At 78.5% G+C, this 25,406-nt stretch carries 2 protein-coding genes; both read right to left on the bottom strand.

The window, feature by feature from the left end; all coding sequences use genetic code 11:
• Window position 1: 1 nt before the first annotated feature.
• The gene (locus ACF1AK_RS22545) at window positions 2-10,240 is read right to left on the bottom strand and encodes a type I polyketide synthase (protein ID WP_391500603.1); all 10,239 of its coding nucleotides are present in this window, start codon (window positions 10,238-10,240) and stop codon (window positions 2-4) included.
• A gap of 61 nt (window positions 10,241-10,301) precedes the next feature.
• Entirely contained in the window at window positions 10,302-25,307 is a 15,006-nt protein-coding gene (locus ACF1AK_RS22540) for an SDR family NAD(P)-dependent oxidoreductase (RefSeq protein ID WP_391500743.1), read from the bottom strand.
• Window positions 25,308-25,406: the final 99 nt, after the last annotated feature.

The following is a 25,406-nucleotide window of genomic DNA, read 5'->3' as shown; positions in this document are numbered from 1 at the left end:
CTCAGGAGATCCCGAACTCCTCCCCGAGGATGTCGAACATCTCGTCGTCGGTGGCGGTGTGCAGGTCGCGCCCGGCCTCGGCCTCCGGGCGCTGCCCGCCCCGCAGCCGCTGCGCCAGCTCGGTCAGCCGGTCGGCGACGCGGTCGCGGTCGGCGGCGCCGGACAGCGCCGCCAGGCCGGCCTCCAGCCGGTCCAGCTCGTCGAGCGCCGAGACGTTGCGCGCGGTGTCGTCGAACAGTTCGGCGCCGAGGTGGTCGGCCAGCGCCTGCGCCGTCGGGTGGTCGAAGACCAGCGTGGTCGGCAGCTCCAGCCCGGTGGCCGCGACCAGCCGGTTGCGCAGACCGACGGCGGCCAGCGAGTCGAACCCCAGGTCGCGGAACGGCCGTCCGGGCTCGATCTCGGCCGGATCGGCGTGCCCCAGCTGGGCGGCGACCTCGGCGCGCACCAGGGTGACGAGCGCGGCGTTCCGGTCGTCGGCGGACAGCCCGGCGAGGCGCTCGCGCAGCAGCTCGGGCGCCCGGGCGCCACCGTCCGGCTCCGGCTCGGCCGGCGCCGGGGTCGCGGCCGCGACCAGCTCCGCGATCAGCGGGCGCGGGCGGGCGGCGGTGTAGCCGACGGCGAAGCGCGGCCAGTCGAGGTCGGCGACGGTCACCCGCTCCAGGTCCTCCTCCAGGGCCTGGCGCAGCGCTTCGAGGGCGAGCTCCGGGTCCATCGCCGTCACCCCGATCCGGTCGAGCGCCGCCGAGACGGCCTCGCCGTCCGACATCCCGCCGCCCGCCCAGCGGCCCCAGGCGACGGCGGTGGCGGGCCGGCCCTCGCCCCGGCGCCGGGCGGCGAGGGCGTCGAGGCAGGCGTTGGCCGCCGCGTAGGCGCCCTGGCCGGCCCCGCCCCACACCCCGGCACCCGAGGTGAAGAGCACGAAGGTCCCGGCCTCGTCCTCCTGCAGCAGTTCGTCGAGCGCGAGGGCGCCGCCGACCTTGGCGGCGACCGCCTCGGCGATGGACGCACGGGTCATCCGGTCGAGCGGCCCGCCGACCTCCGCGCCCGCCGCGTGGACCACGGTGTCCACCCGCAGTCCCCGGCCGCGCAGGTCGGCGAGCAGGGCGGCGAGGGCCTCCCGGTCACTGACGTCGCAGGCGGCGATCTCCACCTCGGCGCCGCCCGCCGCCAGCTCCGCGCGCAGCTCCGCGGCCCCCGGGGCGGCCTCGCCGCGCCGGCCGGCCAGCACGAGGTGCTCCACTCCGCCGCGGACCAGCCACCGGGCGACGTGCCCGCCGAGCGCGCCGGTGCCGCCGGTGACCAGCGCGGTGTGCCCGGGGTGCCAGGGGGTGTCGCGGCGGGGGGCGCCCTCGGCGTGCGGGAACCGGGCGAGGCGCCGGACGAAGGTGCCGAGCGGGCGGATCGCGATCTCGTCCTCCGCCGAGCCCGCGCCGAGCACGGCCGCCAGGAGCGCGCAGGAGCGTTCGTCGGCCGTCCCGGGCAGGTCGACCAGGCCGCCCCAGCGGTCCGGGTGTTCGAGGCCGGCGACGCGGCCGAGCCCCCAGAGGGCGGCGGCCGTCGTACTGGCCGGCGGTTCGCCGAGGGGGGACACCGCGCCCCGGGTGGCGCACCAGAGCGGCGCGTCGAGGCCGGCGTCCCCGAGGGCCTGGACCAGCGTGGCCAGTCCGTCCAGGGCGGCGGTCGGGTCGGCGGGGGCCGGCCCGGGGTCGGGCAGCAGCAGGACGCTGGCGGGCGCGGTCTCCCGCAACCAGGCGGCCAGCTCGGCGCGCCCGGCCGGCACCGTGCCGGGGTCGGGGGCGGACACCTCGGCGCCGGCCGCGGTGAGCGCGCCGGCCACGGTGGTGCGCGGCTCCGCGCCGGCCGGGGCCAGGACCAGCCAGCGGCCGGTGAGCCGGCCGGGCGCGGCGGGGGCGTCCGCCCACGGCTCCCACCGCTCGGTGTAGCGCCAGGAGCGGGCCACCGTGTCGGCCCGTCGGCGGGTGCGCCAGGCGGCGAGGGCCGGCAGGACCTCGTGCAGCGGCGCGTCCTCGGGGACGTCGAGCAGCGCGGCGAGGCCCGCTGCGTCGGAGGCGGTGACGGTGTCCCACAGGGTGCCGTCGACCGGATCGCCGCCCGGGGCGGCGGAGCGCCTGGCGCGGTCGGGCAGCGCGGTGCCGCCGTCCGGGTCGAGCCAGTAGCGACGGCCCTGGAAGGCGTAGGTGGGCAGGTCGACCCGGCGCACGCCGGGCCGGTGCAGCAGTCCGGCCCAGTCCACCGGCACGCCGCGGGCGAAGGCGGCGGCGAGGGCGGCGACCAGCTGCTGCGGACCGCCCGCGCCGCGCCGCAGGGTGTGCAGCACGGTGCCGGGAGCGGCGGCCTCGGCGATGAGGTCCTCCAGGGGCACCACGAGCCCGGGGTGCGGGCTGCACTCCAGGAAGACGGCGTGCCCCTCCGCGAGGGCGGTGCGCACCGCCGCGTCCAGCCGGACGGTCCCGCGCAGGTTGTCGTACCAGTACGGACCCGCCAGCTGCTCGGGCGAGTCGACCGCCCCGCCGGTGACCGTCGAGTACATCGGCACCCGGCCCGGCAGCGGGGCGACGTCCGCCAGCAGGGCGCGGAGGTCGTCGCGCAGCGGGTCCACGTGCCCGGAGTGCGAGGCGTAGTCGACCGGGATCCAGCGGGCCCGGACGTCCTCGCGCTCGCACCGCTCGGCCACGGCGGTCAGCGCCTCGACGGCTCCGGAGAGCACCACGCTCGACGGCCCGTTGACCGCGGCCAGCGACAACCGCGCGTCGCCGTCGACGAGTTCGGTGGCGCGCTCGGCCGGGAGGCCGACCGAGAGCATCCCGCCGCCGGTCCCGGAGAGCCGCCGCAGCGCCCGGGCGCGCAGGACCACCACCCGAACGGCGTCCTCCAGCGACAGCAGGCCCGCCACGTGCGCGGCCGCGATCTCGCCCTGCGAGTGCCCGATCACCGCCGCCGGCCGCACCCCGCACGACTCCCACCAGCGGGCCAGACCCACCATCACCGCGAACAGCACCGGCTGCACCACGTCAACCCGCTCCAGCAACCCACCCGAACCGTCCCGCAACACCTCCAGCAGCGACCAGTCCGTCAGCGGGTCCATCACCCCCGCGCACTCCTCCACCGCCGCCGCGAACACCGGTGACACATCGAGGAGTCCGGCCGCCATCCCCACCCACTGCGAGCCCTGGCCCGGGAACACGAACACCGGGCCGGTGACGGCGGCGCCGGGGCCGCCCGCGTCCCCCGGGACCGCGTTCGCAGCGGTGGAGGCCGTGCCGTCGGCCACCGCCCGCAGGCCGGCGGCGATCTCGGCGCCGTCGCGGCCCCAGACCACCGCGCGGCGCTCCAGGGTGGCCCGCCCGGCGGCCAGCGACCAGGCCGCGTCGGCGAGTCCGGCGTCCGGGCGGGCGGTCAGCCACTGTCCGAGCCGCTCGGCCTGCTCGCGCAGCGCGCCCTCGGTGCGGGCCGAGAGCACCCAGGGCACCACGCCGGCCACGCCCGCGGGCTCCCCGGCGGCCGGCCCGGCGGGGGCCTCGACGGCCGGCGCCTGCTCCAGGATGACGTGCGCGTTGGTCCCGCTGATCCCGAACGAGGACACCGCCGCGCGGCGCGGGCGGTCCAGCTCGGGCCAGGGGCGGCCCTCGGCGAGCAGTTCGACCCGGCCGGCCGTCCAGTCGACGTGCGGGGTCGGCGCGTCGACGTGCAGGGTCTTCGGCAGCGTGCCGTGACGCATCGCCATCACCATCTTGATCACCCCGGCCACCCCCGCCGCCGCCTGGGTGTGGCCGAAGTTGGACTTCACCGAGCCGAGCCACAGCGGCCGCTCCTCGGGGCGGTCCTGGCCGTAGGTGGCGAGCAGGGCCTGCGCCTCGATCGGGTCGCCGAGCACCGTGCCGGTGCCGTGCGCCTCCACCGCGTCGACGTCGGCCGTGGTCAGCCGCGCGTTGGCCAGCGCCTGGCGGATCACCCGCTGCTGGGAGGGCCCGTTGGGGGCGGTGAGGCCGTTGGAGGCGCCGTCCTGGTTGACCGCCGAGCCGCGGACCACCGCCAGGACGGGGTGCCCGTTGCGGCGGGCGTCGGAGAGCCGCTCCAGCAGCAGCATGCCGATGCCCTCGCCCCAGGCGGTGCCGTCCGCGCCGGCCGCGAAGGACTTGCAGCGGCCGTTCGGGGCCAGCCCGCGCTGGCGGGCGAACTCCACGAACACGCTCGGGGTCGACATGACCGTCACCCCTCCGGCCAGCGCGAGGTCGCACTCCCCGGTGCGCAGCGCGTGGCTCGCCCAGTGCAGCGACACCAGGGAGGAGGAGCAGGCCGAGTCGACGGTGACGGCCGCGCCCTCCAGGCCGAGGGTGTAGGCGACGCGCCCGGAGGCGACGCCGAAGGAGTTGCCGTTGCCGATGTACGCCTCCAGCTCGTCGTCGACGTCCTGGACCCGGCCGGCGGCGTAGTCCGAGTACATCAGCCCGGCGAAGACGGAGGTGTTGCTGCCGCGCAGCGAGAGCGGGTCGATGCCGGCCCGTTCGAAGGCCTCCCAGGAGGTCTCCAGCAGCAGGCGCTGCTGCGGGTCCATCGCCAGCGCCTCGCGCGGCGAGATGCCGAACAGCTCCGAGTCGAAGCGGTCGATGCCGCGCATGAACGCGCCCTCGCGGGTGTAGAAGCGCCCGGAGCGGTCCGGGTCCGGGTCGTACAGCCCGGCGAGGTCCCAGCCCCGGTCGGTGGGCAGCGGCGAGACGGTGTCCACACCGTCGGCGACGACGCGCCAGAGGTCCTCGGGGCTCGCGATGCCGCCGGGGAAGCGGCAGCTCATGGCGACGATCGCGATCGGCTCGTCCGCCACCGCCCGGGCCGGGGCGGCGGCCGGCGCCCGGCCGTACTCGGGCAGGCTGAGCAGTTCGGTGCGCAGGAAGCGGGCGAGGGCGGTGGCGCTGGGGTAGTCGAACAGGACGGTCGCGGGGAGCCGCAGTCCGGTCGCGGTGTTGAGGCGGTTGCGCATCTCCAGCGCGGTCAGCGAGTCGAAGCCCAGCTCGGTGAAGGCCCGGTCGGGACCGACCGTCTCGGGGCCGGCGTGTCCGAGGACGACGGCGGCCTGCCGGCGGGTCAGGTCGGTCAGCAGCTGGACCTGCTCGGCCTCGGGACGGCCGGCCAGGCGCTGGGCGAGCCGGCGGGCCTCCTCGCCGCCCGCCCGGCGCCGCGCCGGGACGAGTCCGCTGAGGATGAGCGGCAGTTCGTCGAAGCGGCGCAGCGCGGCCAGGTCGAGCCGGACGGGGGCGAGCAGCGCGTCGTCCTGGGCGAGGGCGGCGTCGAACAGGGCGAGGCCCTGCTCGGCGGAGAGCGCGAGCACGCCGCTGCGGTCGATGCGGTGGCGGTCGGTGGCGCTGAAGTCCTCCCGCATCAGACCGCTCTCCTCCTCCCACAGGCCCCAGGCCAGCGAGACGCCGGGCAGGCCGGCCGCCCGCCGGTGCTGGGCGAGGGCGTCCAGGAAGGCGTTGCCCGCCGCGTAGTTGGCCTGGCCGCGGCTGCCGATGACGCCGGCGACGGAGGAGTAGAGCACGAAGGCGGTCAGGTCGAGGTCGCGGGTGAGTTCGTGCAGGTGGAGGGCGGCGTCCACCTTGGGGCGCAGCACGGGGGCGATGCGCTCGGGCGTGAGGGCGGCGATCACGCCGTCGTCCACGGCGCCGGCGGTGTGCACCACGGCGCGCAGCGGGTGCGCGGCGGGGACGGTGGCGAGCAGGGCCTCCAGGGCCGTCCGGTCGGCGGCGTCGCAGGCCGCGATCTCGACGGTGGCGCCCAGGGCGGTGAGGTCGGCGGCGAGGTCGGCGGCGCCGGGGGCGGCCGGGCCGCGCCGGCTGGTCAGCAGCAGCCGGCGGACGCCGTGGGCCTCGGCCAGGTGCCGGGCGACGAGGGAGCCGAGCGCGCCGGTGCCGCCGGTGACGAGCACGGTGCCGTCCGGGTCGAAGACGGGTCCGGCGGTCCCGGCGGGGGCGGAGGTCCCGGCGGGGGCGCTGCGGGCGATCCGCGGGGCGTACAGGGTGCCGGCGCGCAGGGCGAGCTGTGGCTCGCCGGTGGCGGCGGCGGTCGCGGTGGCGGCGGCCAGGGCGGACACCGAAGCCGGGTCGTCGTCGAGGTCGACCAGGACGATCCGGTCCGGGTTCTCCGACATGGCGGAGCGCACCAGGCCGCCGACGGCGGCGGCGGCGAGGTCGCGCACCGGGTCGCCGGCTCCCACCGAGACCGCCCCGCGGGTCACCACGGCCAGGCGGGTGCCGGTCAGGCGGGGGTCGGCGAGCCAGGTCTGGACGGTGTCCAGGGCGCGGGTGACGGCGGTGTGCACGGCCTGCGCCGGCGGCAGGCCCGGGGCCCCGGCGGCGGGCCAGGGCAGCACGACCACGGCCGGGGCGGGCAGGCCGTCGTCCAGGGCGCGGGCGAGGGCCGCGAGGTCGGTGTGCCGGGACGCGTCCGGAGCGGGGGCGAGGTCGTCGTCCCCGACCACCGCCCAGGTGCCGGCGGCGGGGGCGGCGGGCTGCGCCGGGTGGGGCAGCACGCTCCAGCGCACGGCGTACAGCGGGTCCTGACGGGCGGTGGCGGCGGCACGCAGCTTCTCCGCGGAGACCGGCCGCACGGCCAGCGAGCCGACCTCGGCAACCGGCCGGCCCTCGGGGTCGGCGAGGGTGAGGGTGACGGTCTCCGGGCCGGTGCGCCGCAGCCGCGCCCGCACCGCCGCGGCGCCGGGGGCGAACAGCCGCACGTCGCGCCAGGAGAACGGCAGCGAGACCGGTCCGGCGCCGGGGTCGGCGCGGTCGGCGAAGGCCGCGAGGCCGAGCAGGTGCTGGGTGGCGTCCATCAGCGCCGGGTGGACGCCGAAGCGGTCGGCGTCGTGGGCGACGGCCTCGGGCAGCGCGATCTCCCCGTACACGTCCTCGCCGTGGCGGCCGGCGGCGCGCACGCCGAGGAAGGCCGGCCCGTAGGCGACGCCGGCGTCGGCGAGCCAGTCGTAGAAGCCGTCGAGCGGGACGGCGCCCTCCTCGGCCGGCGGCCGGAGCGGTGGCCCGGCGGGGGCGGCGCCGTCGGCGCGGGCCACGGTGCCGACCGCGTGACGGGTCCACGGCTCCCCGCCGTCGCCCGTGTCGGGCCGCGAGTGGATCGCGACGGCCCGCCGGCCGCCGGCGTCCGGGGCCTCCAGCCACAGCTGGAGCTGGAGGGCGCCGCGCTCGGGCAGGACCAGCGGGGCCTCCAGGGAGAGTTCCTCGACGAGTTCGCAGCCGGCCCGTCGGCCGGCGTGCAGGGCGAGCTCCAGGAAGGCGGTCCCCGGCAGCAGCACGGTGCCGAGCACCACGTGGTCGCCGAGCCAGGGATGGCTGTCGAGCGAGAGCAGACCGGTGAACAGCGAGCCGTGCCCGTCCGCGAGTTCGACCATGGCGCCGAGCAGCGGGTGGTCCGCCGGGCCCTGCCCGAGGCCGGTCGCGTCGGTGACCCCGACGCCCGCGTCCAGCCAGAACCGGCGGCGCTCGAAGGCCTGGGTGGGCAGCTCGACCCGGCGCCGGCCGAGCGCGGCCGGGTCGGTGACGGGGCCCGCGGTGAGCGCCGCCCAGTCCACCGCCGTGCCGCGCACGAAGGCCCGGCCGAGCGCCGTCAGGACGCCCCGGGCGGTGGGGCCCTCGCGGCCGGCGGTGGGGATGACGGCGACCGTCCGGTCGGTCTCCTCGGCGGCGAGGCACGCGGTGACCATCGGGGTCAGCACGGCCCCGGGGCCGAGTTCGACGAACTCGCTCGCCCCGGCCGCCCGCAGCGCGCCGACCGCGTCGGCGAAGCGGACGGTGCCCCGCAGGTTGGCGACCCAGTGGGCCGGCTCGCGCAGCCGTTCGGGGGCGGCGAGCGCGCCGGTGACGGTGGAGACGAGCGGGATCCCCGCGCGGCGCGGGCGCAGACCGTCGACGACGGCGGCGAACTTCGTCAGCACCGGGTCCATCAGTTCGGAGTGGAAGGCGTGCGAGACCGGCAGCCGGGTGTGCCGCCAGCCGCGTTCCGCGCACACGGCGCGGACCTGCTCGACGGCCTCGGCGGTGCCGGAGACCACCACGCTCGCGGGCCCGTTGACGGCGGCCAGGCCGACCCCGGCCAGCGGGGCCAGGACGGCGGCGGTCTCGGCCTCGCCCGCCCCGACCGCGAGCATCGCGCCGCCGGCCGGCAGCGCGGCCATCAACCGGGCGCGGGCGGCGACCAGGGTGACGGCGTCCTCCAGGGTGAGCGCCCCGGCCACGTGCGCGGCGACGATCTCGCCCAGCGAGTGGCCGGCCACGAAGTCGGGCGCCGGCGCCCACGCGGTCCACAGCCGGTAGAGGGCCACCTCGTAGGCGAACAGGGCCGGCTGGGCGACGCCGGTGTCCTCGGCCGGCGCCGACGGCCCGTCGGGCTCGCCGAGCAGCACCTCGCGGACGGAGAACGGCGTCACGCCCTCGAAGGCGGCACAGACCTCGTCCAGCGCGGCGGCGAAGACCGGGAACGCCTCGTACGCCTCGCGCGCGGCACCGCGGGTCCGGGTGCCCTGGCCGGTGAACAGCACGGCGGTGCGGCCGGTCCGGCGCGGCACGGCGCCCTGCGGCGCGTCCCCGCCGCCGTCCGCGACCCGGCCCAGTTCCGCGGCCAGCTCGGCGGTCCCGGTCCCGACCAGGACCGCCCGGTGCTCCAGCACGGCCCGTCCGGAGGCCAGTGACCAGGCCACGTCGGCCGGCCGGGCCGCGGGGTGCGCGAGCGCCCAGTCGCGCAGCCGGGCGGCCTGGGCGCGCAGGCCGGCCTCGGTGCGCGCGCTGACCACCCAGGGCACCGGGGCGGGCGACGGCACGGCGCTCTCCGGCTCGGCGGGCGCCCGGTCCTCGGCCGGCTCCTCCTCGATGATCACGTGGGCGTTGGTGCCGCTGACCCCGAAGGAGGAGACGCCGGCCCGGCGCACCCGCTCCCCCGCCGGCCAGGCCACCGGCTCGGTCAGCAGCTCGACCGCCCCGGTCGCCCAGTCGACCATGGGCGTGGGCTCCTCGGCGTGCAGGGTGCGCGGCAGCAGGCCGTGGCGCAGCGCCAGCACCGTCTTGATCACCCCGGCCACGCCGGCGGCGGCCTGGGTGTGGCCGAGGTTCGACTTCACCGAGCCGAGGCGCAGCGGCCGGCCGGCCGGCCGGTCCTGACCGTAGGTGGCCAGCAGGGCCTGGGCCTCGATCGGGTCGCCGAGCACCGTGCCGGTGCCGTGCGCCTCGACCGCGTCCACGTCCGCCGGGCTCAGCCGGGCGCCGGCCAGGGCCTGGCGGATCACCCGTTCCTGCGCCAGGTCGTTGGGCGCGGTCAGCCCGTTGGAGGCGCCGTCCTGGTTGACCGCCGACCCCCGCACCACGGCGAGCACGGAGTGCCCGTGGCGCCGCGCGTCGGAGAGCCGCTCGACCAGCAGCATGCCGACGCCCTCGCTCCAGCCGGTGCCGTCGGCCCCCGCCGAGAAGGACTTGCACCGTCCGTCCGCCGCCAGTCCGCGCTGGCGGGCGAACTCGTCGAAGGCGCCCGGGGTCGCCAGGACGGTGGCGCCGCCGGCCAGCGCGAGGTCGCACTCGCCGGCCCGCAGCGCCTGGCAGGCCAGGTGCAGGGCGACCAGCGAGGAGGAGCAGGCCGTGTCGACGGTGACCGCCGCGCCCTCCAGGCCGAGGGTGTAGGCGATCCGGCCGGAGGCGACGCTGGTCAGGCTGCCGGTCAGCAGGTGGCCCTCGACCTCCTTGGGGACGCTGGGCAGCCGGGACAGGTAGTCGCTCGCGATCACCCCGACGAAGACGCCGGTCCGGCTGCCGCGCAGCGAGGTCGGGTCGATCCCGGCCCGCTCGACCGCCTCCCAGGAGGCCTCCAGCAGCAGGCGCTGCTGCGGGTCCATCGCCAGCGCCTCGCGCGGCGAGATCCCGAAGAAGCCGGGGTCGAAGTCGGCCGCGTCGTCCAGGAACCCGCCCCGGTAGGAGCCGCCGGCCGCGCTCTCGGCGTGCTCCCAGCCGCGCCCGGAGGGGATGCCGGTGATGGCGTCGCCGCCGGTGCGCACCAGCTCCCACAGCTCCTCGGGCGAGCCGACCCCGCCGGGGTAGCGGCACTGCATGCCGACGATCGCCACGGGCTCGTGCCACCGGTCCTCGGCGTCGCGCAGGAGCGTCCGGGTCTCGTGCAGCTCGTTGGCCGCACGCCGCAGGTAGTCGCGCAGTTGCTCTTCGTTCGCCATCGTTGGTCTGCTCCGTGAGTGTCCGCGAGGGACGGGGATGCCCCAGCCCCGTGATGGGTGGTCAGCGATCGGTGGCGCGGTCGATGAAGTCGAACATCTCCTCGTCGGGGGTGGCCGAACCGAACGCCTCGTGCACGACGGGGGCCTCCGGCTCCGCCGGGTTCTGCGGGCCGTCCCCGGCGAGCTCCCGCAGGCGCTGCGCCGCCTTGGCCCGGTCCTGTCCGTCCAGCAGGGCGAGCATCTCCTCGACCCGGTCGATCTCGCCGAGCACGGACTCCCAGGAGACGGTGTGCTCGCGGCGCAGCAGGGTGCGCAGGTGGCGGCCGAGGGCGGCCGGGTTCGGGTGGCTGAAGACCAGCGTGGCCGGAAGGGCCAGGCCGGTCGCGGCCCGCAGCCGGTTGCGCACCGCGAGCGCGGTGAGCGAGTCGAAGCCGAGGTCCTTGAAGGCCGTCCCGGGGTCGATCTCCTCGGGGTCGGCGTGGCCGAGCACGGCGGCGGCGCCGGTCCGCACCAGGTCGACGAAGGCCTGCTCCTGCTCCTCCTCGGGCAGGTCGAGCAGGCGGGCGGCGAGGGCGGGGCCGGTCTCGGCCGGGCCGGCCGACGGGCCGCGCCGGCGGTCCGTCACCAGACCGGCGAGCAGGGGCGCCACGCCCGGGTCGCCGCGGCGCACGGCGGCGGTGTCGACGGCGAGCGGGGTGAGCGCGGCCTCCGGGCGGCCGAGCGCCTCGTCGAACAGCGCCAGGGCCTCGCGTTCGCCGAGGGCCACCAGCCCGTCCGGGCGGGACTGTCCCCCGGCGTCGGCGGAGGCGTCGGCGTCCGGGGCCGCCCACGGCCCCCAGGCCAGCGCGAGGCCGGGCAGCCCCCGGGCGCGCCGGTGCTGGGCCAGGGCGTCGAGGAAGGCCGCACCGGCGGCCTGCCCGGCCCGGTCCGGATCGCCGGCCTGGCCGGCCCAGGAGCCGTGCAGGACGAAGGCGGCGAGGTCCAGGCCCTCCGTCAGTTCGTGCAGGTGCCAGGCCCCGTCGACGACCGGGCGCAGCCCGGCCCCGGTGTCCGTGCCCGCCTCGCCGTCACCGCCGTCGCCGCGCGGGGCTTCGGCCGCGTGCACCACGGCGCGCAGCGGGTGCTCGGCCGGCACGGCGGCCAGCAGCGCGGCCAGGGCCTCCCGGTCCGCGGCGTCGCAGTCGGCGAGTTCGACGGCGGCGCCGAGCCCGGTCAGCTCCTCGGCCAGGACGGCCGCCTCCGGTGCCGTGGCGCCGGGGCCGGCGAGCAGCAGCCGGCGCACGCCGTGGACGGCCACCAGGTGGCGGGCGGTGGCGGCGCCGAGGCGGCCGGCCGCGCCGGTCACCAGGACGGTGCCGTCCACCGGGAGGGCCGGCTGCTGCGCGCCGACGGCGGGCGCCCGGCCGAGCACCGGCACGAGGACCTGTCCGGCCCGGACGGCGAACTCGGTCAGGCCCGCGTCCACGGCCGCCGCCAGGGCCTGCGCGGAGGCCTCGTGCGCGTCCAGGTCGGCGAGGACGATCCGCTCCCGGCCGGTCGAGCGCAGCAGCCCCCACAGGGCGGCGGCGGCCGGGTCGGCGACGCGGTCGCCGGGGTCGGCGAGTACCGCGCCCCGGGTGACCAGGACCAGGCGGGTGCCCTCGAAGCGCCGGTCCTCCTCGTGGGCGCGCAGCACCGCGCGCACGGTGCGGATCCGCTCGCGGACCGCCCGCGGCAGCGGCTCGCCGTCCGCCGGGGCGTCCGGCAGCAGGGCGATGCGCGCCGGCACCGGCAGCCCGGCCGCCACCGCGTCGCCGAGCGCCGTCCAGTCGGGGTGGGCACCGGCCGCGAGCTCGCGGGCGAGCGGGCCGGCGGCGCCGAGCAGGGCCCAGGCCCCGCCCGGCGCCCCGGCGGGCGGCTGCTCCGGCGCCGTCCACTCCAGCCGGGCGAGCGCCGGGCGCTCGCGGCCCGCCGCGCGCAGGTCGGCGGCCGACCAGGAGCGCAGCCGGACGGACTCGATCGTCGCGACGGACTGCCCCTGCTCGTCGGCGAGGTGCACGGCCAGGGTGTCCGGGCCGGTGGCGCGCAGCGTGAGCCGGACGGCCGGGTGCGCCCCGGGCACGGCGGTGACGCCGTGCCAGGCGGACGGCAGGCGCACCCGGCCGTCGGTCCCGGGCTCGCCGGGGGCGAGGCCGAGCAGGGCGGCCTCCAGCAGGGCCGGGTGCAGGTCGTGGCGGGCGGTCTGCGCCTCGCCGCCGGTGTGGGCGGTCTCGGCGAACAGTTCCTCGCCGCGGCGCCAGGCGGCCCGCATCCCGGCGAAGGCCGGGCCGAGCCGCAGGCCGGCGCGGGTGAGCCTCTCGTAGGCGTCCGCGACGGGGAGCGGGGTCGCGCCGATCGGCGGCCACGGCTCGGGGCGGGCGGCCGGGCGGTGGCCGCCGGGGGCCAGCGTGCCGGTGGCGTGGCGGGTCCAGGGGGCGTCGGCGGGCGCGTCCTCGGGCCGCGAATGCACCCGCACGCCGCGGGCGCCGGTGCCGTCCGGCACCTCCAGGGCGACCTGCACCCGGACCCCGGCGGTCGCGGGCAGCACCAGGGGGGTGTGGACGGTGAGTTCCTCCAGCACCGGGCAGCCGCTCTCGTGGCCGGCCCGCAGCGCGAGGTCGACGAGCAGACTGCCGGGCACGGCGGCGGAGCCGAGCGCGAGGTGGTCGGCCAGCCAGGGGTGCGCGGCGGTGGAGAGCCTTCCGGTGAAGACCGTCCCGGAGCCGTCGGCGAGTTCGACGCCGGCGCCGAGCACGGGGTGCTCGACGGCGGACTGCCCCCAGCCGGCGCCGGCGGACCCGGTGGCGGCGGTGGGCTCGATCCAGTGGCGGCGGCGCCGGAAGGGGTAGCCGGGCAGGTCGACCCGCCGCACGCCGGCGTGGGCGAGCAGCCCCGGCCAGTCGACGTCCAGACCGCGGGTGTGGGCGTCGGACAGTGCGGTGACCAGCCGGTCCGCGCCGCCGTCGCCCCGGCGCAGGGTGCCCAGCACCGCGGCGGGGACGCCGAGCCCGTCGAGGGTGTCCCCGACCGGCACCAGCAGGCCGGGGTGCGGGCTGCACTCGACGAAGGCGTCGTGGCCGTCCGCGGCGGCCGCGCCGACCGCCTGCGCGAACAGGACGGTGCGGCGCATGTTCTCGAACCAGTAGGCCGCGTCCAGCGGGGTCGTGTCGTCCAGCAGCGCGCCGGTGACGGTGGAGTACATCGGGACGCGGCCCGGCAGCGGGCGCAGGTCCGCGAGCAGGCGGGTGATCTCCTCGCGGGCGGGGTCCATCTGCGCGGAGTGCGAGGCGTAGGCGGCGGGCACCCAGCGGGCGCGGGTGCCGGCCGCCTCGCAGCGGGCCGCGATCGCGGCCAGCGCGTCCTCGTCGCCGGAGAGCACCACCCCGGTCGGACTGTTGACGGCACCGAGCGACACCAGGCCGGCGGCGCCGGCCGCGTCGATCCCGGCGCTCGCCTGCTCCGGGGTCAGGGCCACCGCGAGCAGGCCGCCGTGGCAGGCGTCGACCGTCTGCACGGCCCGTACCCGCATCACCGCGACCCGGGCGGCGTCCGCCAGGGAGAGCCGGCCGGAGACGTACGCGGCGGCGGCCTCGCCCTGGGAGTGGCCGATCACGGCGGCCGGGCGCACCCCGCAGGACTCCCACCAGCGGGCGAGGCCGACCATCACGGCGAACAGGACGGGGTGCAGGACCTCGACCCGGGCGAGCAGCCGCTCGGTGTGCTCGTCGGTGCCGCGCAGCACGTCGAGCAGCGACCAGCCGCTGACCAGCGGGTCGACGGCCTCCGCGCACTCGGCCACCGCCTGCGCGAACACCGGGCTGACGTCCAGGAGTTCGGCCGCCATGCCGAGCCACTGGGAGCCCTGGCCGGGGAAGACGAAGACCGGTCCCGGACCGGAGACCAGGACACCCGGGGCCTCCACCGCTCCGTCGGCCACCTCGCCCAGCGAGGCGAGCAGGTCGGCGGTGTCGCGGCCGCGGGCCACCGCCCGGTGGTCGAAGGCGGCCCGGCCGGTGGCCAACGACCAGGCGACGTCGGCGGGTTCGGCCTCCGGGTGGCGCAGGAACCAGTCCCGCAGCCGGGCGGCCTGGGCGCGCAGCGCCTCGCCGGTGCGGGCGGACAGCGGCCACGGCACCACGCCGGCCACGCCCGGCGCCTGCGGGGCGGGGCGTGCGGCCCGGTCGGGCTGCGGCTCCTCGTCGGGGGCCTGTTCGAGGATGATGTGCGCGTTGGTGCCGCTGACGCCGAAGGAGGAGACGGCGGCGCGGCGCGGGCGGCCGGTCTCCGGCCAGGCCCGGTGCTCGGTGGCCAGCGCGACGTGGCCGGAGGCCCAGTCGACGTGCGGGGTCGGTTCGTCGGCGTGCAGGGTGCGCGGCAGTTCGCCGTGGCGCAGCGCGAGCACCATCTTGAGCACGCCCGCGATGCCGGCGGCGGACTGGGTGTGGCCGATGTTGGACTTGATCGAGCCCAGCCACAGCGGCCGTTCGGCGGTGTGCTCGCGGCCGTACACGGCGAGCAGGGCCTGCGCCTCGATCGGGTCGCCGAGCCGGGTGCCGGTGCCGTGCGCCTCGACCGCGTCGACGTCGCCCGGGGTGAGCCCGGCGTTGCCGAGCGCCTGGCGGATGACCCGCTGCTGGGACGGCCCGTTGGGCGCGGTGAGCCCGTTGGAGGCGCCGTCCTGGTTGGTCGCGGAGCCGCGCACGACGGCGAGGACGCGGTGCCCGCGGCGCCGGGCGTCGGAGAGCCGCTCGACGAGCACGAGGCCGGCGCCCTCGCCCCAGCCGGTGCCGTCGGCCGCCGCCGCGAACGGCTTGCAGCGGCCGTCCGGCGCCAGTCCGCGCTGGCGGCTGAACTCGACGAAGGCGTGCGGCGAGGTGAGCACCGCGACGCCGCCGGCGAGCGCGAGGTCGCACTCCCCGGAGCGCAGCGCGGCGGCCGCGAGGTGCAGGGCGACCAGCGAGGAGGAGCAGGCGGTGTCGACGGTGACGGCCGGGCCTTCGAGGCCGAGCACGTAGGAGACCCGGCCGCTGATGACGCTGGTGGCGGTGCCGGTGAGCAGGTAGCCCTCCTGGCCCTCGGCGACCGCACCCGAGGCGGTGTGGTAGTCCTGCGCCATCGCGCCGACGAACACGCCGGTGGCGGAGCCGCGCAGCGAGGTGGGATCGATGCCGGCGTGTTCGAAGGTCTCCCACGCGGTCTCCAGCAGGACGCGCTGCTGGGGGTCCATCGCGGCGGCCTCGCGCGGGGAGATGCCGAAGAACTCGGCGTCGAAGGCGACGGCGTCGTCGATGAAGCCGCCCTCGTGCACGTAGGACTTGCCGGGGCGGTCGGGGTCGGGGTCGAAGAGGGTGTCGAGGTTCCAGCCCCGGTCGCGCGGGAACGGCGTGATGGCGTCGGCGCCCTCGGCGAGCATCCGCCACAGGCCGTGCTCGTCGGAGACGCCGCCGGGGTAGCGGCAGCCCAGGCCGACGATCACCACCGGGTCGTCGGCGGCGTCGGCGGCGTCGGGGGTGCGCGGCGCGGGCAGGGCGGGCGCGAAGTGGCCGGGGGCGCCGAGGAGTTCGGCGCCGATGTGCTCGGCGAGCACCTCGGGGGTCGGATGGTCGAAGACCAGGGTGACGGGCAGCCGCAGGCCGGTCGCGGCGGCGAGCCGGTTGCGCAGTTCGACGGCGGTGAGCGAGTCGAAGCCGAGCGCCTTGAACGGGCGTCCGCGCTCGATCGTCTCGGCGCCGGCGTGGCCGAGGACGGCCGCGGTCTCCTGGCGGACGAGGGTGGTGAGGGTCTGCCGGCGCCGGTCCTCGGGCAGCCGGGCCAGGCGCTGCGCGAACGCGGCCGTGTCCGGGTCGGGGCCGGCGGCGGCCCGCCGGGGCCGGGAACCCGGCAGGGAACGCAGCAGGTCGCGCAGCAGGGCGGGGACGCCGTCGGCCCCGCGCAGCGCGGCGAGGTCCAGGTGGGCGAGCACCGCGGCCGGGTGGTCGGCGGCGCGCGCGGCGTCGTACAGCGCGAGCGCGTGGCCGGTCTCCAGGGCCGCGACGCCGGTGCGGGCGATGCGGTCGAGGTCGGACCGGTCGAGGTGGCCGGTCATCCCGCTGGCCTGCGCCCACAGGCCCCAGGCCAGCGAGGTGGCGGCCAGGCCCCGGGAGCGCCGGTGCTGGGCGAGTGCGTCCAGGTAGGCGTTGGCGGCCGCGTAGTTGGCCTGTCCGGCGCCGCCGAAGGTGCCCGCCATCGAGGAGAAGAGCACGAACGCGGCGAGGTCCCGGCCGAGCGTCAGCTCGTGCAGGTTCCGGGCGGCGTCGGTCTTGGGGCGCAGGACGCGGTCGAGCTGTTCGGGGGTGAGCGCGTGCACGGCGGCGTCGTCGATGACGCCGGCCGCGTGCACCACCGCGGTGAGCGGGTGCCCGGGGTCGACGGTGGCGAGCAGGGCGGCCAGCGCCTCCCGGTCGGCGGCGTCGCAGGCCTCGATCCGCACCTCGGCGCCGAGGGCGGTGAGGTCGGCGGCGAGGTCGGCGGCGCCGTCGGCGGCCGGGCCGCGGCGGCTGGTGAGCAGCAGGTGCCGGGCGCCGTGTGCGGTGACGAGGTGGCGGGCGAGCAGGGCGCCGAGGGTGCCGGTGCCGCCGGTGATCAGCACGGTGCCGTCGGGGTCCGCGGCGGCGCCGGTGACGGTGGGCGGCAGGGTCAGCACGATCTTGCCGGTGTGCCGGGCCTGGCTCAGGTGGCGGAAGGCGGCGACGGCGTCGCGGACGTCCCAGGTGGTGACGGGCAGCGGGGCGAGCGTGCCGTCGGCGAACAGGGCGCCGAGTTCGGTCAGGATCTGCTGGATCCGGTCGGCGCCCGCGTCCATCAGGTCGAACGCCCGGTAGTCGGTGCCGGGGCGGTCGGCGGTCACCGCCGCGCGGTCGCGGATGTCGGTCTTGCCCATCTCCAGGAACCGGCCGCCGGGGCCGAGCAGCCGCAGCGAGGCGTCGACGTACTCCTGGGCGAGCGAGTTGAGCACGAGGTCGAAGCCCCGCCCGGCGCGGGCGGTGCGGAACCGCTCCTCGAAGCCGAGGTCCCGGGAGGAGGCGAGGTGCTCGTCGTCCAGCCCGAGGGCGCGCAGCACCGGCCACTTGGCGGGCGAGGCGGTGGCGTACACCTCCAGGTGCCAGTGCCGGGCGAGTTGCAGGGCGGCCATGCCGACGCCGCCGCTCGCGGCGTGCAGCAGCAGCGACTCGCCGGGTTGCACCCGGCCGAGGTCGACCAGCCCGTAGTAGGCCGTGAGGTACACCACCGGCACGCTCGCCGCCTGCGGGTACGTCCAGCCTGCCGGGACGGGCGCGAGCAGGCGGCGGTCGGTCACCGCCAGCGGGCCGGTGCCGCCGGAGAACAGGCCCATGACGCGGTCACCGGGGGCGAGGTCGTGGACCTCGGTGCCGACCTCGACCACCACGCCGGCGCCCTCGCCGCCGGGCGGGCGGGTGTCGGCGACCATGCCGAGGGCGACCACGACGTCGCGGAAGTTGAGGCCCGCGGCGCGCAGCGCGACCCGGACCTCGCCGGGGGCGAGCGGACGGACGCCGTCCTCGTGGGGCACCAGGGCCAGGCCGTCGATGGTTCCGGTGCCGGTCAGGTCCAGGCGCCAGGCATCGGTGCCGGCGGGCACCGCCAGGCGCTCCGCCGGGCCGCTCCGGGCGAGCCGGGGCGCGGCCGCGGTGCCGGAGCGCAGGGCGAGCTGGGGCTCGCCGCAGGCGAGGGCCGCGCCGAGGGCGGCGTACGAGGCGGGATGCCGGTCGAGGTCGACCAGCACGATCCGGCCGGGGTTCTCGGTCTGGGCGGAGCGCACCAGGCCCCAGACCGCGGCCGCGCCGAGGTCCTCGACCGCCTGCCCGTAGGGGCCGGGCACGGCGCCGCGGGTGAGCACCACCAGCGGGGTGGCGGCGAACCGTTCGGCGGCGAGCCAGGACTGCAGGAACGCCAGCACCTGCCGCGTGGCGGTGCGGACGGCCTGCGGGCCGCCGTCGGTGGCGCAGCCGAGCGCGACGGCGTCGGGCAGCGGGGCGTCCGGGTCGAGCGCGGCCGGGTCGGCGAGCGCGGTGACGGTGGCCCCGGCCGCGCGCAGGGCCGCCTCGGCCCCGAGTCCGTCGGGCCCGGCCAGGAGCCAGCGGCCGAGCGGGGCGGACTGCGGCAGCGTCAGCGGCGGCCAGGCGACGGGGTGGAGGTCCTGCGCGGCACCGGTCGGGGCGGGGGCGAGGGCACCCGCGGTGAGCGGCCGGGAGAGCAGCGTTCCGACGGTGGCGACGGGGGCGCCGGCCGGGTCGGTCAGGGCGAGGGTGACGGCGTCCGGGCCGGTGCGGCCGAGCCGCACGCGCAGGGTGCGGGCGCCGACCGCGTACAGGCGCACGCCCGTCCAGGCGAACGGGAGGCCGACCCCCCGGCCCTCGTCCTCCGCACCGTCGAGCGCCCCGGCGGTGTGCAGGGCGGCGTCGAGCAGCGCGGGGTGGAGCGCGAACCGCCCGGCGTCGTGGTCGTCCCCGGGCAGGGCGACCTCGGCCAGCAGGTCGTCACCGTGCCGCCAGGCGGCGCGCACCGCGCGGAACAGCGGGCCGTACCGGTAGCCGGCGGCAGCCAGGCGCTCGTAGAGGCCGTCGGTGTCCAGCGGTTCGGCGCCGGGCGGCGGCCAGGCCGCGTCGTCGGCGGCGGGTTCCTCGCCGGGCCGGCCCGGCGCGAGGACGCCGGCGGCGTGCCGGGTCCACGGGCCCGGCTCGGCGGTGTCGGGGCGCGCGTGCACGGTGAGCGCGCGGCGCCCGTCCTCGTCCGGGGCGTCGAGGTGGACCTGGAGCTGGACGGCCCCGCGCTCGGGAAGGGGCAGCGGTGCTTCCAGGGCGAGTTCCTCGATCACCGTGCAGTCGGCCGACTGCCCGGCCTGGAGGGCGAGTTCGACGAGTGCCGTGCCGGGGAGCAGCACCGTGCCGAGGACGGCGTGGTCGGCGAGCCAGGGATGGGTGGGCAGCGAGATCCGGCCGGTGAGCAGGTGCCGGTCGTCCCCGGCCTGGGCGAGGGCGGCGCCGAGCAGCGGGTGGTCGGCGGAGCGCAGGCCGAGCCCTTCGGCGTCGGCGGCGGCCGGGGCGGGCTCCAGCCAGTAGCGCTCGCGCTGGAACGCGTAGGTGGGCAGGTCGGTGCGTGCCGGCGTGCGGTGCGCGTGCAGCGCCGCCCAGTCGACGGGCACACCGCGCACGGACAGGCCGGCCGCCGCGGTCAGCAGGCGCGCCAGGCTGTCCGCGTCGCGCTGGAGCGAACCGACGACCAGGGCGTCCGTCCCGGACTCCTGGGCGGTCTGCTCGACGGCCGGGGCCGTCACCGGGTGCGGGCTGGTCTCGACCAGCGTGGTGAAGCCGTCGCGCAGCAGCGCGCGGGTGGCCCGCTCGAAGGCGACGGTCTCGCGCAGGTTGCGGTACCAGTACCCGGCGTCCAGGGCGGTGCCGTCGAGCGGCTCGCCGGTGACGGTCGAGTAGAACGCCACCGCCGGGGTCGGCCGCGGGGCGATGTGGCCGATGCCGGTGAGGAGTTCGTCGCGGACGCGCTCGACGGCGGCGGAGTGTGCGGCGTAGTCGACCGGCAGCCGGCGGCTCCGCAGGCCCCGGGCCTCGCACCGCTCGTGCAGCACGTCCAGGGCGGCGGCGTCGCCGGAGACGACCACCGCACCGGGACCGTTGACGGCCGCGATGCCGATCCGGCCGGGCAGGCCGGCGATCAGCTCCTCGGCCTGTCCGGCGGACGCGGCCAGCGACATCATGCCGCCGCCGCCCGCGATGGCGCGCAGGGCCCGGCTGCGCAGCGCGACGATCCGGGCGGCCTCCTCCAGGGTGAGCGCGCCGGCCACCTGGGCGGCGGCGATCTCGCCCTGCGAGTGGCCGACGACGGCGGCCGGTTCGACGCCGAGCGAGCGCCACACCGCGGCGACGGACACCATGACGGCGAACAGCGCGGGCTGGACGACGTCGACGCGTTCCAGCGGGGCGGCGCCGGGCCGCCGGCGCAGCACGTCGAGCAGCGACCAGTCGGTGTGCGGGGCGAGGGCGGTGTCGCAGGCGCGGATGTGCTCGGCGAACACCGGGGACTCGGTCAGCAGCCGGGCGCCCATCCCGGCCCACTGGGAGCCCTGCCCGCCGAAGACGAAGACCGTCCGGCCGGGCTGCCCGGCGGCGCCGGTGACCAGCCCGGGGTGTGCCGCGCCGGTGCTCAGCGCATCGAGTGCGGCGAGGAGTCCGGCCGGTTCGGCGGCGACGAGCGCGGCGCGGTGGTCGAGCGCGGCCCGGGTGGTGGCGAGCGCGTGGGCGGTGTCGGCGGGCTTGGCGTCGGGGCGCTGCGCCAGGTGGGCGCGGAGCCGGGCGGCCTGGTCGCGCAGGGCGGCCGGGGTCGCGGCGGACAGCGGCCAGACCAGCGCGGACGGCTCCGGCTCCGGATCGGGGAGCGGCGCCGCGGCCTCCCCGGCCGGGTCGCCCTGTTCCAGGATCACGTGCGCGTTGGTGCCGCTGACGCCGAAGGAGGACACCCCGGCCCGGCGGGGCCGGCCGTCCTGCGGCCAGGGCGCCGGCTCGGTGAGCAGCGAGACGGCGCCGGACGCCCAGTCGACGTGCGGGGTGGGCGCGTCCACGTGCACGGTGGCGGGCAGTTCGCCGTGCCGCATCGCCATGATCATCTTGATCACGCCGGCCACGCCGGCGGCGGCCTGGGTGTGGCCGAGGTTGGACTTCACCGAGCCGAGGCGCAAGGGCCGGCCGGCCGGCCGGTCCTGGCCGTAGGTGGCCAGCAGCGCGTGCGCCTCGATCGGGTCACCGAGGGCCGTACCGGTGCCGTGCGCCTCGACCGCGTCGACCTCGGCCGGGGTGAGCCCGGCCTGGGCGAGCGCGTCGCGGATCACCCGCTCCTGGGCGAGGCCGTTGGGCGCGGAGAGGCCGTTGCTCGCGCCGTCCTGGTTGACCGCGCTGCCCCGGACCACCGCGAGGACGGGATGGCCGTGGCGCCGCGCATCGGAGAGCCGTTCGACCAGCAGCAGGCCCACGCCCTCCGACCAGGCCGTGCCGTCGGCGCCGGCCGCGAAGGACTTGCAGCGCCCGTCCGGGGCCAGACCCCGTTGGCGGGAGAACTCGACGAAGGTCGACGGGCTGGACATCACCGTCACCCCGCCGGCCAGCGCGAGGTCGCACTCGCCCCGGCGCAGCGCCTGGCAGGCCAGGTGCAGCGCGACCAGCGAGGAGGAGCAGGCGGTGTCGACCGTCACGGCCGGGCCCTCCAGGCCCAGGGTGTAGGCCACCCGGCCGGAGGCGATGCTGCCGGCGCTGCCGTTGCCGAGGTAGCCGTCCACCCCCTCGGGGACGGCCGCCAGCCGCGACGCGTAGTCGGCGTACATCAGGCCGGCGAAGACCCCGGTGCGGGTGCCGCGCAGCGAGCGCGGGTCGATGGACGCCCGCTCGATCGCCTCCCAGGACGCCTCCAGCAGCAGGCGCTGCTGCGGGTCCATGGCCAGCGCCTCGCGCGGGCTGATCCCGAAGAACCCGGGGTCGAAGCGGTCGGCGTCGTGGAGGAACCCGCCCTCGCGGACGTAGCAGGTGCCGGGGTGGTCCGGGTCGGGGTGGAACAGGTTCTCGACGTCCCAGCCGCGGTTGTCGGGGAAGGCCGAGATGGCGTCGGCGCCCTCGTGGACCAGCCGCCAGAGGTCCTCCGGGCTCGCCACCCCGCCGGGGTAGCGGCAGCCGGCGGCTACGATCGCGATCGGCTCGTCGGCCGCCCTGGCCGGGGCGGCGGCGCGGCGGCCGCGCGGCGCGTCGAGCAGTTCGGCGCGCAGGTGGCGGCCGAGGGCGCCCGCGGACGGGTGGTCGAACAGCACGGTGGCGGGCAGGCGCACGCCGACCGCCCCGTTCAGCCGGTTGCGCAGTTCGAGCGCGGCGAGCGAGTCGAGGCCCAGTTCGCTGAACGCCCGGTCCGGGTGGATCGCCCCGGCGTCCGGGTGGCCGAGGACGGCGGCGGCGTGGGTGCGCACCAGGTCGACCAGCTGTCGTTCCTGCTCGGCCGCCGGGGCGGCGGCCAGCCGGCGCACCAGCGCGCGCCCGGTGTCCGGGGCCGGGCGCGCGGTCCCGGGCCGGCGGGCGGCCAGCCCGGCCAGGACGGGCGGCAAGTCGTCCCCGTCGAGACGGGCCGGGTCCAGCCGGACCGGCGCCAGGACGGCCTCCGGGCGGGCCAGCGCCGCGTCGAACAGGGCGAGGCCGAGGCCGGTGTCCAGCGGCTCGACGCCGAAGCGGGCCAGCCGGTGCCGGTCGCTCGCTCCGAGGTTCGCGGTGAGCGCGCTGTCCTGCGCCCACAGGCCCCACTGCAGCGAGACGGCGGGCAGGCCGAGGGAGCGGCGCCGCTGCGCGAGCGCGTCGAGCACCAGGTTGGCGGCGGCGTAGGCGGCCTGGCCCGGGTTGCCGGTGAGGCCGGCGGCCGAGGAGAAGAGCACGAACGCCCGCAGGTCCAGACCGGCCGTCAGCTCGTGCAGGTGCAGCGCCGCGACGGCCTTGGGCCGCAGGACGCGCGTCACCCGCTCGGGGGTCAGCGCCGGGAGCAGGCCGTCGTCGGTCACGGCCGCCAGGTGGACCACCGCGGCGAGCGGGTGCTCGGCCGGGACGGCCGCGAGGACCCGCGCCAGCTCGGCGCGGTCGGCGACGTCGCAGGCCGCGAAGGCGGCCTGCGCACCGGCCGCGGCGAGCTCGGCCCGCAGCTCCGCGGCGCCGGGGGCGTCGGCGCCGCGCCGGGACACCAGCAGCAGGTGCCGCACGCCGTGCGCCGCGACGAGGTGCCGGGCCACCAGGGCGCCCAGGGTTCCGGTGCCGCCGGTGACCAGCACGGTGCCGCCGTCGGCGAGCTCCGGCGGGGTGGGCGCGGCCGGGAGGGCCGGTGCCCGGTGCAGCCGGGGCACCAGCAGGGCCGCGCCGCGCAGCGCGGCCTCGGGCAGGGCGCCGGCCGCGGCGATCGCGTCGAGCCGGGCGTCGGTGCCGGTGCCGGCGGGGTCTGCGGGGTCGGTCGCGGCGAGGTCGGTGGCGGCGGGGTCGGTGCCCGTCTCCAGGTCGAGGAGCGCGAAGCGGTCGGGGTGCTCCGAGCGGGCGGCCCGGAGAAGGCCCCACACCGCGGCGGCGGCCGGGTCCGGCACCTCGGTGCCGTCCGTGGCGAGGGCGCCGCGGGTCGTGACCACCAGGCGCGCGGCGGCGAACCGCTCGTCCGCCAGCCAGGCCTGCGCGACGGCGAGCGCCTCGCGCACGGCCGCCCCGACGGCCTCCGGTCCCGCCGCCGGATCCGGTCCGGGCCGGGGGGCGAGCAGGACCGCGCCGGGCAGCGGCGCGCCGTCGGCGAGCGCCGCGGCCAGCGCGGCGAGGTCCGGGTACCGGGGGGCGCCGAACCGTGCCGCGAAGGCGGCCTGCTCCGGGCAGCTCCCGCCGCTCCCGCCGCCCACGACCGCCCAGCCCGTGGGCGGGTCGACGGCCGGAGCCTGGACCCACTCCAGGTCGAAGAGGTGCTCCCCGGCGGGCGCGGCCGCCGTCGGCAGCTGGTCCCGGGAGAGCGCGCGCACCGTCAGGGTCTCGACGGAGAGGACGGCCCGGCCGTCCGCGTCCACCGCCGCGATGGCGATCCGGTCGGCGTCCAACGGCAGCAGGCGCACCCGCAGGGCCCGGACGCCTCCCGTGTGCAGCCGCACGCCGCGCCAGGAGAACGGCAGCCTCACCCGGACGCCGGGGGCGTCGGCCGCCTCGGCCGCCGCCTCGGTCGCCGCCGGGGCCAGCCCGAGCGGATGCAGGGCCGCGTCGATCAGGGCCGGGTGCAGCCCGAACCGGCCGCCGGCCGCCTCCTCGGGGAGGACGATCTCGGCGAACAGCTCGGAGCCGCGCTGCCAGGCCGCCCGCAGCCCGTGGAATGCCGGGCCGTACCGCACCCCGGCGTCGGCGGCATCGGCGTACAGCTCGTCCACCTCGACCGGGTCCGCGCCGGCCGGCGGCCAGACGGCGAGCGCCTGCTGCTCCGGGGTGCCCGGGGCGTCCGCCGTGCCCTGGCCGGGCGTCAGCGCGCCGGTGGCGTGCAGCGTCCAGGCGTCCTCCGGCCCGGCGGGCCCCTCGGTCCGCTCGGGGTGCTCGGGGCGCGCGTGCACGGTGACCGGCCGCAGGCCGGACGCGTCGGGCGCGCCAACGGTGATCTGGAGCTGCACTCCCCCGGCCGTCGGCACGGCCAGCGGTGCCACCAGCGTCAGTTCGTCCACGTGGGCGCAGCCGAGCCGGGCGCCGGCGTGCAGCGCGAGTTCGAGGAAGGCCGCCCCGGGCACCAGCACGGTGTCGAGCACCGCGTGGTCGGCGAGCCACGGGTGGGTGTCGAGCGAGAGGCGCCCGGTGAACAGCACGCCGTCGCCGTCCGCGAGGCCGACCACCGCGCCCAGCAGCGGGTGGTCCACCGCGCTCTGCCCCAGACCGGCGGCGTCGCCCGCGCCGGTGCCGGCGTCCAGCCAGAAGCGCTGCCGCTCGAACGCGTACGTCGGCAGCTCGCCGGTGCGGCGGCGGGCGGTGGCCGCGTCGATGCCGTTCACCGCCGTCCAGTCGACCGCTCCGCCGCGGACGAACAGCCGGGCCAGCGCCGTCCGGAGGGTCCCGATCCGGTCCCGGTCGCGGTGCTGGGCGGGGACGGTGGCGGTGTCCGTCCCGGCCGTGCACTCCGCGACCATCGGCGTCAGCGCCGCCTCCGGACCCAGCTCCACGAACACCGACGCGCCCTCGGCCCGGGCCGAGGCCACCGCGTCCGCGAACCGCACCGGCTCGCACACCTGACGTACCCAGTACTCCGGATCGCCCACCTCCGCCGCCGTCGCCAGCCGCCCCGTCACATCCGAGGCGAACGGAATCGACGGCCCCGACAGCTCGATGCCCGCCACCACCTCCCGCAACGGCGCCAACACCGGCTCCATCAGCACCGAATGGAACGCGTGCGACACCGCCAACCGCGACGAACGCCACCCCCGCTCCCCGCACAGCACCCGCACCGCCTCCACCGCCTCCACCTCACCCGACACCACCACCGACGCCGGACCGTTCACCGCCGCGATCCCCACCGCACCCACCGACCGCTCCGCGAGCAGCGCCACCACCTGCGCCTCGCT

It is taken from the genome of Kitasatospora sp. NPDC015120, assembly GCF_043080305.1.
In the GTDB taxonomy this organism is placed as follows: domain Bacteria; phylum Actinomycetota; class Actinomycetes; order Streptomycetales; family Streptomycetaceae; genus Kitasatospora.
The sequence above is the reverse complement of the archived record's forward strand: the minus strand, read 5'-3'. Positions and strand labels throughout refer to the sequence as shown.

What these genes read in the sequence shown, in the direction of transcription:
- ACF1AK_RS22545 (WP_391500603.1), bottom strand. Translation starts at nt 10,240, where the DNA reads ATGGCGAACGAAGAGCAACTGCGCGACTACCTGCGGCGTGCGGCCAAC.